This window comes from Streptomyces sp. ACA25 (assembly GCF_028200735.1).
Lineage (GTDB): Bacteria > Actinomycetota > Actinomycetes > Streptomycetales > Streptomycetaceae > Streptomyces.
In genome coordinates, this window is the sequence record NZ_JAQKPV010000012.1 from 108,130 (window position 1) to 121,601 (window position 13,472).

Below are 13,472 nucleotides of genomic sequence, written 5' to 3' on the forward strand. Positions count from 1 at the left end.
TGTGCCGCATCCGCTGTGCGGTGTCCGCGGCGACGCCGGCTCCGGGCCCGAGGCCATGGCGCCGCTCCCCCGTGAAGGCCCTCGCCGCGGCGCCCGCATTGCGGGAGGTGGGCCGGGGGGTGAGGCAGTATGGAGCAATGAGCGTAGTGAAGATCAACGTACTGCAGGTGCCGGCCGAGCAGCGCGAGACGTTGGAGAAGCGTTTCGCGGCCCGGGCCGGCTCCGTGGAGAACTCCGACGGCTTCGAGTGGTTCGAGCTGCTCCGCCCGGTGGAGGGCACCGACCAGTACCTGGTGTACACCCGTTGGCGCAGCGAGGAGGACTTCCAGAACTGGATGAGCGGTTCGATGCGCGAGGCGCACGGGGATCAGGGCGGGGAGAGCGGCCGCAGGCCCGCCGCCTCCGGCTCCACCCTCTGGTCCTTCGAGGTCGTCCAGCAGGCGTCCCCCAGGGTCCCCTGACCCCGGGTGCCCCTGTCCTGTCCCCGTCGGGTGCCGGATTTCCCGGTCCGGCGGGGCGTGCGGGTCTCCGTGGGAACGGTCAGCGGGCGTGGGCGCTGAGAGCGGGGCGGGTGGCTTCCCAGGTGGACAGAATGGCGGAGGTGTAGGGACCCAGGCCGCGCAGGCGGGCGGCGATGAGGTCCCCGGGGGTGTCCACGTCGAGGCGCAGGCCGACGATGCCGGGAATGGCGAGTTCGTGGGCGCCGCCCCGGGTGTGCCGCAGGCGGGATCCGGAGCCGAAGGACGGTGCGAGGCGGTCCGGGCTGCAGGCGGTCAGCACGGTGGTGCTCCCGCTGTTCCGGTCGCTGACGAACGCCCTGGGGTGGGCACCCGCGGCGCTCAGCGCCCGCCGCAGTTCGGACGGCCGCAGAGTCGGCAGATCAGTGGTGAGAGCGGCGACGGCCGCTGTGGGCGCCAGGGAGGCGACGAGCGCGGCACCGTGCCGGACGGCGGTGTTCAGCCCGCTCCGGGGAGGCGCTTCGGCGGTGACCGCGCCGAGCGTCCGGGCCTGCCGGGCGGCGAGCGGGTCTCCGGTCGCCACGACGACCAGGCCCACGCACTCGGTGGCCCGCACCGCCCGCAGGGTGTCCAGAAAGAGGGCGTGCGCCAGCTCCCCGCGCCGGTACCCGGTGACCGGGGCGAAACCGGCCTTGGCGTGGGAGAAGGGCTCGACCGGCAGGATCACCGCCCACGCGACTTCGGCGGCGCGTGGGTGGGGGATGGGTGATCCGCCGGAAGGCCCTGTCATGACGCAGATGCTGGGGGAGGAGGCTGGAGAACGGGCGGAGGCCCGGCGGAGCGCACCGGGGAGGAGAATCCGGGCCGGGGCGGGTGGAGCGGTCCTCCAGCACCGCTGGAGGGCGGCCCTGCACGATCGGGACCCAAGAGGTCCGGTCCCGGTCCGGAGGGACCGGCGACGAGAGGAGCGAGTCGTGGTCCACCCGGTCCAGTCCAGGACACAGCAGGTCAGTGGAGATCTGTACGCGGAGGTGCAGACGTTCTTCGCGCGGCAGATGCGTCATGTCGATTCCCTCGACATCGAGGGGTTCGCCGATACGTTCACCGCGGACGGCGTGGTCGTGCACGCCTCGGGGGAGCGGGCCGAGGGGCGCGAGGCGATGATCGCCGGCATGCGCGCCAATCTGCCCCGCTACCAGGGAATCGCCGTCCGGCACTGGTTCGACAAGCTGCTGATCGAACCGCAGGGGGAGGACACCGTGCACGTGTCGTACTACACCCTGGTCACCCAGACGGACCGGGACGGGAAGGTGGCGTTCCAGCCGACCTTCACGGTGGACGACGTGCTGGTGCGGCGCGACGGGCAGTTGTTCACGCAGTCGCGGGTGATCCACCGGGACACCCCCGCGCAGCCCTGAGCACGGGTCCCGTGCGGGGGAGCGGGGGGCAGCATCCTGCGGTGGCCGCGTCCGGTCCGGGCGCGGCCACCGGGGCGGGTGCGCGCCTCGGTGGTGAGCGGGTGAGCTCAGCCGGAACGGCCATACGGCGGGGATCACGCGCTGTATGGCCGTCGGCGGGCCGGGGCCCGGGACACCGGCGGGTCAGTCGACGCCACGCCAGATGTGCGGCTCGAAGCCCTCGTCCTCCTCCCCGGCCAGCAGCCGGGGCAGTGTCAGCAGGGGGGGAACGTCCGGTGCCGGCACTGCGGGTGCCGGCACTTCCGGGGTCGGTTCGGGGTACTGCGTCAGTGTCGCCGGAGCCGTCGTCGTCGGCTCCAGGGTCTGCGTGTCCATGATGCATCCTCTCGTATGCTGCTGGTTTTTTCCTTTCCTTATCGGCCCTCCGGGGGAGGGGCGTGGCTGATCATCGGTTCAGGCGTGACAGTCCGGAAGCCGGCCGTGGAAGGTGACCATGTCCTGGAACGCGGCCAGCACATCGATCGGCGCCCCGGGCGGGGTTCCCCGGCGTTCGGCATAGGCGCGATGCAGATTGGCGGCCAGCCGTTCGGAGTCCGTCAGGCGGGCGTAGGCACCGAGACCGGCGGTGCGGGCCGCGTCCAGCGGCGGGAGTCCGTTGCGCAGACCGTCGTCGGCCACCCGCAGCACCCAGCGCAGGTACTCCTCGGTCTCGTCCAGTACCTCCGGTCCGGCGACCGGGCCGTGCCCGGAGACCACAAGGCGCGGGCGGAGTGCCCGCATCTGCTCCAGAGCCCGGAACGAACCCTCGAAGGACCCCATCAGGACGAAGGGAGTGACCTGCGACCACACCGTGTCGCCGGTGAACAGCACGCCGCGCTCCGGAATCCAGGCCAGGACGTCCCCTCCGGTGTGGGCCGGCCCCAGGTGCATCAGCTCCACGCGCAGTTCTCCGACGTGCACGGTCAGCCGGTCCGGGAACGTCAGATCGGGCAGTGTCAGGGAGATGTCCCCCCATGCGACATCCGGCCACAGGCCGCAGAGACCGAGCCCTGACTCCGCCATGTCGGAACGGGCACTGTCATGGGCGATGATGCGGGCGCGCGGCGTGAACAGGGAGTTGCCGAAGACGTGGTCGCCGTGGAAGTGGGTGTTGACGAGCAGGCCCGGCCCCCCGGGAACCACCCTCTCGACCTGGTCCCGCAACTGCTGGGACCGTGCCTGTGTCGCCGCGGTGTCGATGAGCAGCGCGGAACCGCCGTCGGTGACGAGGCCGGCGTTGTTCAGGCACCAGCCGCCGTCCTCCTGGACGAAGGCGTGCACCCCTTCGGCGATCTCGTGCAGCGTTCCCGGACCGGCAGTGGTCATGGCGGCGCTCACCGGTCCTCCTCCGGCTGCGGGAGCCGGCTGAAGCTGCCCTGGTGGAACAGCAGTGGACGGCTGCCGGCCGCTCCTCCGTGCAGCGCCACGACCCGGCCGATCAGCAGGACGTGGTCCCCCGCCGGGTGGACCGCGTGCAGGAGGCACTCGAAGGACGCGACCGCGTCGGGGACCACCGCGTTGCCGGTGATCCCTTCCACCGCGCCGCAGCGCAGCATCGCGGCGACACCGTCGGGCCGGTCGCGCCGTGCGAATTCGCCGGCCAGCTCACGGTGCGACTCGGAGAGGACATTGACGGCGTAGCTCCCGGTCTGCTCCACCAGGGGACGCATCCTGCCGTCCGTGGTGACGGAGACCGAGATGAGCAGCGGATCGAGGGACAGCGAGGTCAGGCTGTTGACGGTCATGACGCGGGTGCTGGGGCCGCTGCCCCGGGTCAGCAGGGTGACTCCGGTGGGGAAGCACCCCATGGCGGCGCGAAAGGCAGCGGTGTCCGGTCCGGCGACCAGGGCGTTTCCGGCGTTCGGCATGATGAGGTTCCTTCCCGGGTCGGTCAGTAGTTCCCGAGCCCGCCGCAGACGTTGAGGGCCTGCGAGGTGATCGAGGCGGCGGTGTCCGTGGTGAGGTAGCCGACCAGGCCGGCGACTTCCTCCGGAGTGGAGTAGCGGCCCATGGGGATCTTCGCCTGGAACTTCTCCAGGACGTCCTGTTCGGTGATACCCCAGTGGCCGGCGTATCCCTGCCGGACCCGCTGGGCCATCGGTGTCTCGACGTAGCCGGGGCAGACGGCGTTCACGGTGACGCCGGTCTTCGCCAGCTCGTTGCCGACCGCCTTGGTGAAGCCGATGACACCGTGCTTGGACGCGGAGTACGGGGCGGCCAGCGCCACGCCCTGCTTGCCGCCGGTGGACGCGATGCTGATGACCCGGCCCCAGCCGTTCTCCAGCATGCCGCCGTGGCGCAGCACCTCCCTGGTGACGCGGAAGACGCCGTGCAGGTTGACGTCGATCACGTCGAACCACTGGGAGTCCGCCAGCGTGGCGGTTACGCCGCCTCCGCCGCGACCCGCGTTGTTGACCAGGATGTCGATCCGGCCGTACTCCTCCACCGCGGCGGCGACGGCATGGGTGACCTGTTCGGCGGAAGAGACGTCACAGGCTGTGCCGGCGGCCTCCAGACCTTCCTCGCGCAGGCGCTTCACCAGGGCCTGCACGTCCTCGGCGGAACGCGCACAGCCGAACACCGCGATGCCCTGGCGGGCCAGCATCTCGGTGACGGCGAGGCCGATTCCGCTGGTCGCCCCGGTGATGAAGGCGATCCGTCGTCCCGTTTCGGTCATCTTGTGTCTCCAGTGCTCGCACGGCTCGGGTGGCGCTGACCGTGACAACGGTTCCTCGGAGAGTCCTCGCCCCGCTCTCGGGCGGCGGTGGAGCGTGGCCGGTCGAGTGGCCGTCGACGTGCTGTCGAGGAGGGCGCGGGACCTTGGCCCGGTCCGACGTCCACATGTGAACGAGGAGACCCCATGGCCGAGCAGCCGCTCCCCGACGTACGGAAGTCAGTGATCGTGGAGGCCACTCCCGACCAGTGCTTCAAGGTTTTCACCACGCGTCCGGAGGACTGGTGGCCGCCGACCCACGTCCTGCTGGACAAGCCGCGGGCGGGTCTCGCCTTCGAGCCGCAGGTGGGCGGGCGGTACTACGAGTGGGACGGGGAGGGCCGGGAGATCGCCTGGGGGCGCGTCCTCACCTGGGAGCCGCCCCTCGGGCTGTCCATGACCTGGCGTGTCTCGCCGCGCTGGCAGCCGCTGCCGGACGACGAGTTCGCCAGTGAGATCGAGGTCCGGTTCACGCCCGTGGACGACCGTCGCACCAGGGTGGAGCTGGCGCACGTGAAGCTCCACCAGCACGGCGAGGGCGCGGAACGCATCTTCCAGGCGCTCGACGGGCCCAGCCCGGGGGAGACCCTCGAACGCTTCGCGAAGCTCTTCTGACAGCGGCACCGACTGCTCCGGCACCGGTGGGAACGGCCCCCTGCCCCGAACACCGGGCAGGGGGCCGGTGCCTTTGCTGCCCGGCCGGGGCGGGACGGCAGGTCCAGCGGGGATGGACCCGTATTCGAGGAGGGCCCCCGACGCTGGCCGGGCTGTGGAAAGTCCGTCATCACAGGAGGTCACGAGGATGCTCACCGGCATACGAACGGACACCGGCCTGGTACCGGCCGCGGAGAGGACCGCCCTGCTGGCGGGCGGGTACGCGGCCGAGGCCGACCGGACGCGCGCACTGCACCCGGAGGTCGTCGAGGCGATCGCTGCCGACGGCTTCGCCCGGCACCTCGTCGCCTCCCGGTGGGGTGGCGCGGAGGGTTCCTTCGAGGACCTGACCCGCGCGGTCATCAGGGTCGGCGAGGGCTGTGCCGCCACGGCCTGGTGCGCCTCGCTGGCCGCCTACTCGGCCCGTATCGCGGCTCACCTGCCCGCAGAGGGACAGCGGCAGCTCTGGGGTGCCGGACCGGACACGGCCGTTGCCGCCGGTCTGATCCCTTCGGGGAAGGCCGTGCCGGCCGAGGGCGGATGGCGGCTCAGTGGCTCCTGGGGGTACGTCAGCGGGGTCGACTTCGCCGACTGGGTGCTGCTCTGTGCGGCGGCCGGGTCCGGGGAAGGACCGCCGGAGCTTCGGTTCCTCGCCGTCCCCCGGGGTGGCTTCACGGTGCGCCGCACCTGGGACAACACCGGCATGCGGGCGACCGGCAGCCACACGGTCACCGTGGAGGACGTACTGGTCCCCGAGGCACTGACCTTCGCCAGGCCGGAACTGCTCAGCGGCCGCAACGCCGGGTCGTCCCTGCCGGCCCACAACGTGCCCTTCCAGGCGCTCAGCGGCCTGACCTTCCTCGCTCCCGCCGTCGGGGCTGCCGCCGGTGCGCTTGCGGCCTGTGCTGCCACCCTCACCGGCCGACGGCGCACCGAGACCGGCGAGACCAGGCTGGTCCACGCCTCCGGCCTGGTGCACGCCGCGCGGCACCTCGTCGAGGAGAACGCCAGGACGGCCGACCAGGGGCTGTTCAGCCCGCAGATCGTGGCGCGCAGTGAGCGCAACGCCGCCTGCGCGGCGCAGCTTCTGCAGGAGGCACTCGACTTGCTCGTGCGCGCCGGCGGTACGAGCGGGCTCACCGTGGGCGCGCCGCTGGAGCGCTTCTGGCGGGATGTCACCTCGGCGACGAGCCACGTCGCCCTCCAGTACGGGACCTCTGCCGCCAGGAGTTACGCGGCTGTCCTGATCGGACCGCCGGAGTGACCGGTTCCGCATCCGCGGCCGGCGCACCGGAAACACCGGACACACCCACAAGAAGGAGAAGGCCATGACGGAAAAGGCATGTGGAATGGGCAGCAGACGGGGCAGAAGACTCCGGGCGCTGCTGGTCGCCGGAATGGTTGTCCTGGCCGCAGCGCCGATGACCACCTCGTCGGCGGTGCAGCAGGCGCCGTCCGCGCAGGCGCCCTCCGCGCACGCATCGAAGCTGTCCGCGGCGACCGGCAGCTGGTCGGCCGAGGTCAGCGTGGAAGGCATGGGCAGCCACCGGAGCACCTTGCACTTCACCCCCAACCACAGGGCTCTGGTCCTCCCCCCGGCCGGGCCGGGAGGAGGGACCTGGAAGCCCCAGGGACCCAACCGCTTCAGCTTCGCGGTGGTGGAGCCGATGATCGAGGACGACGGCACGTACGTCGGCTGGCTCGACATCAACCAGCGTGCGGTCCTGAAGGGGGACACGTTCGTCAGCCGGGGGGTCACCCACATGTACGACGCCGACGATCAGCTCATCGTGAGTGTGCAGGTCACCATCAACGGGACCCGCAACTGAGCCGGACCGTACGCGTATCCCGCCGCCCGCGGCCTTCCGGCCGCGGGCGGCGCGCGCGGTGTCACACGGGCTGACGCTGGAACGACTTCAGGTCGAAGCCCGGTGCGGCCACCGTCTCCGGGGAAAGCCCGGGGTCGCCGCCGGCGAGCAGCCGCCGGGTGATCATGTGATCGGCCGTGCGGTTCACCGACTCGGCACCCAGGAGTTGCTCACCGCGGAAGCAGAAGACGGAGAACCGCCCGGTGGACGGATGCCCGGTCATCACCCTCCGGTCGCTGCCCTGGGTGAGGCCGGCGATCTGGACGCGGGCGCCGTGCTGTTCCGTCCAGAACCAGGGCACGGCGCGGTACTGCTCCGGCTCGCCGCAGAGCACCGCGGCCAGGCAGCGCGCCTGGTCGGTGGCGTTCTGCACCGACTCCAGCCGCACCTGCCGCCGGGCGAAAGGGCTGGGGAAGCGCGCACAGTCCCCGATCGCGTGGATTGCCGGATCGCTGGTGCGCAGCTGCCGGTCCACGAGGATGCCGTCACCGACTGCCAGCCCGGCCGCCGTGGCCAGCCCGGTCCGGGGCAGAACGCCGATCCCCACCAGTACCGGACCGGCGGGGAGCAGCGTCCGGTCGTCGAGTTCCACCGACCGGACCCGCCCCGCGGCGTCCCCGTGCAGTGCGACCACGTCCCGGCCCAGCATGATGCGGGTGCCCTGCCCGCGGTGCAGGGCGGTCAGGTGGTCGGACAGCGTGGGGCTCACGGCGCGCGCCATGACGCGCGGGCCCGCTTCGACCACGGTGACCTGCTGCCCGAGGGCGCGGGCGGTCGCGGCGGCCTCCAGACCGATGAAGCCGCCCCCCACAACTACCAGCGGCAGCCCGTCGGCGAGCCCTTCCCGGAGGGTGGCGGCGTCGGTCAGCGTGTTCAGCCCCAGCACCCCGTCGAGACCGGCGCCGGGCACCGGCAACGGCCGGGGCCGTGCCCCGGTGGCCAGGACGAGCCGGTCGTACCGGAGCTGCCGTCCGGACGCGAGGGTCAGGCACTGGCCGTCGCGGTCGATGGCCGCCGCCGCGTCGCCGAGCACCAGCTCGATGTCCTGGTCGGCGTAGAAGGAAGCGGGGCGCAGCAGCAGGTCCGCCGTGCCCGTCCCGCCCGCGAGATACCCCTTCGACAGGGGTGGCCGCTGATAGGGGAGTGGTTCCTCCGCCCCCACCAGGGTGACGGAGCCGGTGAACCCGCGCGCGCGCAGCTCCGCCGCGGCGGTGGCGCCGGCCTGACCGGCGCCGGCGATGACCACCTGCCGGGTGGCGGCGGCCATCAGAGCTGAGTCTCCGGCAGGTGAACGACCAGACCGTCGATCTCGTCGGAGACCGGCAGCTGGCAGCTCAGCCGGCTGGTGTCCCGCCGGGGACTGGCGGTGCCGTACAGCACGTCGTCCTCCACCTCGTCCATGGGCGGCAGCGGCAGCGTGTTGTGTGCGTCGATGTAGACGTGGCACGTGCCGCACTGGGCGGAGCCGCCGCACTGGGCCACGATGCCTTCGACCGCGTGGGTCTTCGCCCCGCGCATGACGGTGTTCGGGGTGCTGACGTCGACGACGGTCTCGCTGCCGTTCGCATGCTTGTAAATGATCTTTGCCATGAGCGCTCTCCTCCTGAGTCTTGGCGGGCCACTGTCACCAGGTGACCGGCAGTTCCCAGAGTCCGTAGATGACCGCTCCTTCTTTGCGCGGGATCTCCTCGAAGGGCTTGGCGAGCCGCAGGGTCGGGATGCGCTGGAAGAGCTTGCTCCACACGATCTCCAGCTCCAGGCGGGCCAGGTCCGCGCCGATGCAGTGGTGCACCCCGTGCCCGAAGCCGAGGTGCTTGCGGCTGCCGCGGCTGATGTCGAGCTTCTCGGGCTCGGGGAAGACCTCGGGGTCGCGGTTGCCGGCCAGGCCCAGGCAGAGAATGCCGTCGCCCTTACGGATCACCTGGCCGCCGATCTCGATGTCCTCCAGCGCCACTCGTGGGATGGCCGTGTCGCCGATGGTCGCGATCCGCACCAGCTCCTCCACCGCGGGCCGCACGAGGGAGGGGTCGGCCTTGAGCAGCTCCAGCTGGTCGGGGTTCTCCAGCAGGCAGGCGGTGCCGAGCGATATCTGGCTGGCGGTGGTCTCGTGGCCGCCGTTCATCAGCAGCCGGACCATGTTGAACAGGTCGCGGTCGCTGTACTCCTCCCCGGATTCCCGGTAGTCCGCCATCGCCCTGCTGAGAAGGTCCTCGCCGGGCTCCTGCTCCTTGATCCTGATCAGCTTCTCGACGTAGGCGTTGACCTCGACGATCGCGGCCTGCCGCTCCTCGGCCGAGCTGTGGCCGCCCAGCAGGGCGGTGCCGTGCTTGATGAAGAACTCGTGCTCGTCCTGCGGGATGCCGAGCAGCTCGCAGATCACCGTCATGGGCACGGACAGGGAGAACACCCGGTGCATGTCCACCGGCCCCTCCATGGCGAGCATCGTGTCGATGTGCTGGTCGACGATCTCCTCGATACGGGGGCGCAGCCGCTGCACCTGCCGGTGAGTGAAGGTGAGGGCGGCCTTGCGGCGCGTCTTGGTGTGCTCGGCGCCGTCGTAGCCGATGAACGAGGTCTCGGTGCGGAACTCGGGCGGGGCGATGAAGTAGAAGGGGAAGTTGGCGTGTTTCCGGGAGGCGCTCACCCGGGGATCGGTGAGCAGGTCCCGGATGGTCTGATAGCCCGTCACGGTCCAGATCCGCAGCCCCGACCCCCTCAGGGTGACCTGTGAAACGTCCTGTTCGCGCATCTCCGTGTACTCCTCGGGAGTGCTGAACGGGCATTTCCTCGCGTAGGGGAACGTCACGTCGGTCTCCGCAGCCTGCACGGTCATGGGTCTTCCCTCTCCTCGGCGTGGAACGACGTGCCCACGGTCCCGCGGTGCTCTGGACGCGTCGTTGAATCCCGCTCAAGGCCCCGGCCGGGCCCTGACTCCGTGGGTGCGGGCACGGAGGGGTGCGACGCGCGGGCGTGCCGAAGGGGCACCGGAGACCCGGTGCCCCTTCGGCACGCCCGCGCGTACCCGAGTCAGCGGCTCACCGCCTTCTGGTAGCGGTGGATGGCCAGCGGAACGAACACGATCAGCAGGACGGCGATCCACAGCAGGGACGCCGGCACCGCGTTCTGCAGGGGCCAGGCCTCCGACTGGACGGCTGCCGCCTGCGGCGCCGTGTTGCCGAACAGCTCCCGGCTCGCCTGCACCACCGCGGAGATGGGGTTCCACTCCGCCATCACCCGCAGCGGGCCCGGCAGACCCTCGGTGGGGACGAAGGCGTTGGAGATGAAGGTCAGCGGGAGGATGGTCATGAGAATGACGTTGGCAAGCACCTCGGTGGAGCGCACCATCAGGCCGACGACGGCCATCAGCCAGGAAGCGGCATAGGCGAAGAGGAACAGCAGGGCGAAGCCCATGACGGCGTCGAGCGCCGAGGAGCGGATGCGCCAGCCGACGAGCAGGCCGGTGATCGCCATGACGGTGAGCACGATGACGTTGTTGATCAGGTCGCTGGTGGTGCGTCCGACGAGTACCGCGGACTGGGAGATCGGCAGGGACCGGAAGCGGTCCACGACCCCCTTCTTGAGGTCGTCCGCCAGACCGACGGCCGTGTTCGAGGCCGTGAAGAGCATGCTCTGGACGAGGATGCCCGCGATCAGATACTCACGGTAGCCCGACCCGGGGACATCGATCGCACTGCCGAACACATAGGCGAACAGCAGGATGAAGACGATCGGCGCGACAGTCGAGGAAACCAGAACATCCGGCACCCGCTGATTCTTGATGACGTTCCGACGGGCGATGACCGCTCCGTCACCGAGTGCTTGGGTCAGGGCGGTCACGCTACCGTCTCCTTCGTGCGCTGGTCCTGTGCGGCTGTTTCCGGGCGCGCTTCGGCTGCCGGCAGGGCGGAGTCCTCCGGCGGCGGGGCGTCGGTCCCGGTGAGGGCGAGGAACACCTCGTCGAGAGTCGGCCGGCGCAGCTGGACGTCCACCACCCGCACCGCCGCCCCGTCGAGGCAGCGGACGCCGGCGAGCAGCGCCTCGGCGCCGTCCGTGACGGGCACCGAGATCCGCCTGGAGCCTTCCTCCACGGTGATGTCCCCGGCCGCCAACGGGGCGAGCGCGGACCGGGCCGCGTCCAGCGGGGCGTCCGGCCCCAGGGTGAACTGCAGCCGCTCACCTCCCACCTGCTCCTTGAGCCGGTCGGGGGTGCCCTCGGCGATGACCCTGCCGTGGTCGATCACCGCGATCCGGTCCGCGAGCTGGTCGGCCTCCTCCAGGTACTGCGTGGTCAGCAGCAGCGTGCTCCCCTGGGCGACCAGATCGGTGATGACCTTCCACATGGTGATCCGGCTGCGCGGGTCCAGTCCGGTCGTCGGCTCGTCCAGGAACAGCACCGACGGCTTGGCGACCAGCGCGCAGGCGAGGTCGACACGACGGCGCATGCCTCCCGAATAGCCCTTCACCGGCCGGTTCGCGGCCTCCGCCAGATCGAACTGCTCCAGCAGTTCGTCCGTGCGTGCCTGCGCCCTGCGCCGGCCCAGGTGGTAGAGACGGCCCACCATGGTGAGATTCTCCCGGGCGGTCAGGTCCTCGTCGACGGCCGCGTACTGACCGGAGAGACCGATGCGGGTCCGCAGCGCCCGGGCGTCGGCGGACACGTCCAGACCGTCGACGGTCGCCCGGCCCTGGTCGGGCTGAAGGAGGGTGGCGAGCACCCGCACGGTGGTGGTCTTGCCGGCCCCGTTCGGGCCGAGCAGGCCCATGACCGAACCCTCCTCGACCGTGAGGCTGAGCCCGTCCAGAGCGGTGACCGCGCCGAATCGCTTCACCAGGCCCTCTGCGACGATGGCTGCTGCCATAGTTGTCTCCTTCATCCTCGATGCGGCTCGCGCATGACTGCGGCTCGCTCGTGAGTCGACCGGGCGCCGGTCGCGAGGCTGGCCCGGGCGGTACTGGGGCAGCAGTCTCCCCGCCGGTACTCGAATCGGCGTGGAACCCACCTGGAGCGGCCGCGGGCAGGCGCGGAAGCCCCCGGGCAGGAGGGAGCGCCCCCGGGCTCCGACGCGGACTCGAGGCGTAACCCGGGCCGGCACGAGTCGGACTCCGGCGCTCCTCCGAGTGCGGCCCGCACGCTCGCCGGATGACTACTGCTGGGGAGAATGGCGGGCCGCTCGGCGGCCTCCGGGTCGTCGAGCTGGCCGGTATCGGTCCGGCACCCTATGCCTGCATGGTGCTGGCAGATCTGGGAGCCGAGGTGATCAGGGTGGACCGGGCCGACGGCGCCCGCTCGTTCGCCGACTGGCACGAGATCCTGGACCGCGGCCGCCGTTCGGTGGCGCTGGACCTGAAGCAGCCCGCCGGCGCGGAGGCCCTGCTCCGGCTGACCGACGGCGCCGATGTGCTGGTCGAGGGTTTCCGGCCCGGAGTCGCCGAGCGGCTGGGTATCGGCCCGGCGGACTGCCGGGACCGGAATCCGCGTCTGGTGTACGCCCGGATGACGGGCTGGGGACAGGACGGGCCGCTTGCCGCGGAACCCGGTCACGACATCAACTACATCGCGCTCACCGGGGTGCTGGACGCCATCGGGCAGCAGGGCGGGCCGCCGGTGCCCCCGCTCAACCTCCTGGGCGACTTCGCGGGTGGGGGCATGCTGCTGGTCGGCGGAGTCCTGGCGGCCCTCTACGAGCGGCAGCGGTCCGGGCTCGGGCAGGTCGTGGACGCGGCGATCGTGGACGGCGCTGCCTCCCTCACCGGGATGCTGCTGGGGATGACCCGGGCGGGTCAGTGGACGGCCGGCCGGGGCGGCAACCTGCTGGACGGCGGTGCCCCTTTCTATGACGTGTACGCCTGCGCGGACGGCCGTTTCGTCGCCGTGGGGGCACTGGAGGACCGCTTCTACGAGGAGTTGCTCGACGGTCTCGGCCTCTGCGCGCACGAGCTTCCTGACCGGGACCTCCCCGCGGACTGGCCGGCCCTGCGGCAGCTCTTCGCCGGGTGCTTCGCCACGCGGACCCGCGACGAGTGGGCCGAGCATTTCCGTGGCACCGGGGGCTGTGTCACCCCCGTCCTCAGCGTCACGGAGTCCGCGGAGCACCCGCACCACCGGATGCGGGGAACCTTCCTGACGGCCTCTGTGGACCCGGGTGCCGAAGCACCGCAGCCCGCTCCGGCCCCGCGGTTCGACCGCACGTCTCCGGGGCGCCCCGCTCCGGCTCCCACCACGGGGGCACACACCCGGGAGGTGCTGACCGGTATCTGCGGTTTCACGGAGCCGGAGGTCGAGCGGCTCCTCGCCTCGGGGGCGGCTCGACCGGCTCTGTAG

The 13,472-nt window shown here is 71.3% G+C and carries 16 protein-coding genes; 6 read left to right on the plus strand and 10 right to left on the minus strand.

From position 1 onward, the window contains the following. The first annotated feature begins 137 nt into the window (after nucleotides 1-137). Entirely contained in the window at nucleotides 138-461 is a 324-nt protein-coding gene (locus PJ985_RS18435) for an antibiotic biosynthesis monooxygenase family protein (protein ID WP_271684917.1), read from the plus strand. A 79-nt stretch (nucleotides 462-540) separates the two neighbouring features. Here PJ985_RS18435 and cofC read toward each other — a convergent pair whose 3' ends face one another. Beyond that, nucleotides 541-1,248 (minus strand): 2-phospho-L-lactate guanylyltransferase, encoded by a 708-nt coding sequence (cofC, locus tag PJ985_RS18440; RefSeq protein ID WP_271684918.1) that lies wholly within the window; start codon nucleotides 1,246-1,248, stop codon nucleotides 541-543. A gap of 184 nt (nucleotides 1,249-1,432) precedes the next feature. Here cofC and PJ985_RS18445 point away from each other — a divergent pair, with 184 nt between their 5' ends. Continuing rightward, complete coding sequence (locus PJ985_RS18445) at nucleotides 1,433-1,876, plus strand: nuclear transport factor 2 family protein (protein ID WP_271684919.1); 444 nt, start codon at nucleotides 1,433-1,435, stop codon at nucleotides 1,874-1,876. Between the two features lie 183 nt (nucleotides 1,877-2,059). Here the strand turns inward: PJ985_RS18445 and PJ985_RS18450 are convergent, their stop codons facing one another. From PJ985_RS18450 to PJ985_RS18465, 4 genes are all read right to left on the minus strand, one after another. Further along, nucleotides 2,060-2,251: a hypothetical protein gene (locus PJ985_RS18450; protein WP_271684920.1), complete on the minus strand. Its 192-nt coding sequence runs from the start codon at nucleotides 2,249-2,251 to the stop codon at nucleotides 2,060-2,062. Nucleotides 2,252-2,329: 78 nt separating this feature from the next. Next, the gene (locus PJ985_RS18455) at nucleotides 2,330-3,253 is read right to left on the minus strand and encodes an MBL fold metallo-hydrolase (RefSeq protein WP_271684921.1); all 924 of its coding nucleotides are present in this window, start codon (nucleotides 3,251-3,253) and stop codon (nucleotides 2,330-2,332) included. Continuing rightward, entirely contained in the window at nucleotides 3,250-3,783 is a 534-nt protein-coding gene (locus PJ985_RS18460; protein ID WP_271684922.1) for a flavin reductase family protein, read from the minus strand. The genes PJ985_RS18455 and PJ985_RS18460 overlap by 4 nt, the downstream gene beginning before the upstream one ends. A 23-nt stretch (nucleotides 3,784-3,806) precedes the next feature. After that, nucleotides 3,807-4,592, minus strand: a complete 786-nt coding sequence (locus tag PJ985_RS18465; RefSeq protein WP_271684923.1) for an SDR family NAD(P)-dependent oxidoreductase — start codon at nucleotides 4,590-4,592, stop codon at nucleotides 3,807-3,809. 183 nt (nucleotides 4,593-4,775) lie between these two features. Here PJ985_RS18465 and PJ985_RS18470 point away from each other — a divergent pair, with 183 nt between their 5' ends. The 3 genes from PJ985_RS18470 (at nucleotide 4,776) to PJ985_RS18480 (ending at nucleotide 7,111) form a co-directional block, all read left to right on the plus strand. Beyond that, nucleotides 4,776-5,243 carry an SRPBCC domain-containing protein gene (locus tag PJ985_RS18470; RefSeq protein WP_271684924.1) on the plus strand — a complete coding sequence of 156 codons (468 nt, stop codon included), beginning with the start codon at nucleotides 4,776-4,778 and terminating at the stop codon, nucleotides 5,241-5,243. Nucleotides 5,244-5,430: 187 nt separating this feature from the next. After that, nucleotides 5,431-6,546: a hydrolase gene (locus PJ985_RS18475; RefSeq protein WP_271684925.1), complete on the plus strand. Its 1,116-nt coding sequence runs from the start codon at nucleotides 5,431-5,433 to the stop codon at nucleotides 6,544-6,546. Between the two features lie 64 nt (nucleotides 6,547-6,610). Then, on the plus strand, nucleotides 6,611-7,111 hold the full coding sequence (locus tag PJ985_RS18480) for a hypothetical protein (RefSeq protein WP_271684926.1): 501 nt from the start codon (nucleotides 6,611-6,613) through the stop codon (nucleotides 7,109-7,111). 61 nt (nucleotides 7,112-7,172) lie between these two features. Here PJ985_RS18480 and PJ985_RS18485 read toward each other — a convergent pair whose 3' ends face one another. From PJ985_RS18485 to PJ985_RS18505, 5 genes are all read right to left on the minus strand, one after another. Beyond that, nucleotides 7,173-8,417 (minus strand): NAD(P)/FAD-dependent oxidoreductase, encoded by a 1,245-nt coding sequence (locus PJ985_RS18485; protein ID WP_271684927.1) that lies wholly within the window; start codon nucleotides 8,415-8,417, stop codon nucleotides 7,173-7,175. Continuing rightward, on the minus strand, nucleotides 8,417-8,740 hold the full coding sequence (locus tag PJ985_RS18490; RefSeq protein ID WP_271684928.1) for a 2Fe-2S iron-sulfur cluster-binding protein: 324 nt from the start codon (nucleotides 8,738-8,740) through the stop codon (nucleotides 8,417-8,419). The genes PJ985_RS18485 and PJ985_RS18490 overlap by 1 nt, the downstream gene beginning before the upstream one ends. A gap of 34 nt (nucleotides 8,741-8,774) precedes the next feature. Continuing rightward, nucleotides 8,775-9,983 carry a cytochrome P450 gene (locus PJ985_RS18495; protein WP_271684929.1) on the minus strand — a complete coding sequence of 403 codons (1,209 nt, stop codon included), beginning with the start codon at nucleotides 9,981-9,983 and terminating at the stop codon, nucleotides 8,775-8,777. 194 nt (nucleotides 9,984-10,177) lie between these two features. Then, entirely contained in the window at nucleotides 10,178-10,987 is an 810-nt protein-coding gene (locus PJ985_RS18500) for an ABC transporter permease (RefSeq protein WP_271684930.1), read from the minus strand. Next, a complete protein-coding gene (locus PJ985_RS18505; protein ID WP_271684931.1) occupies nucleotides 10,984-12,009 on the minus strand; it encodes an ATP-binding cassette domain-containing protein in 1,026 nt (341 codons plus the stop codon). Before PJ985_RS18505 ends, PJ985_RS18500 begins: the two co-directional genes overlap by 4 nt. 281 nt (nucleotides 12,010-12,290) lie before the next feature. Between PJ985_RS18505 and PJ985_RS18510 the strand changes: the two genes are divergently transcribed. Next, on the plus strand, nucleotides 12,291-13,472 hold the full coding sequence (locus PJ985_RS18510; RefSeq protein WP_271684933.1) for a CaiB/BaiF CoA transferase family protein: 1,182 nt from the start codon (nucleotides 12,291-12,293) through the stop codon (nucleotides 13,470-13,472).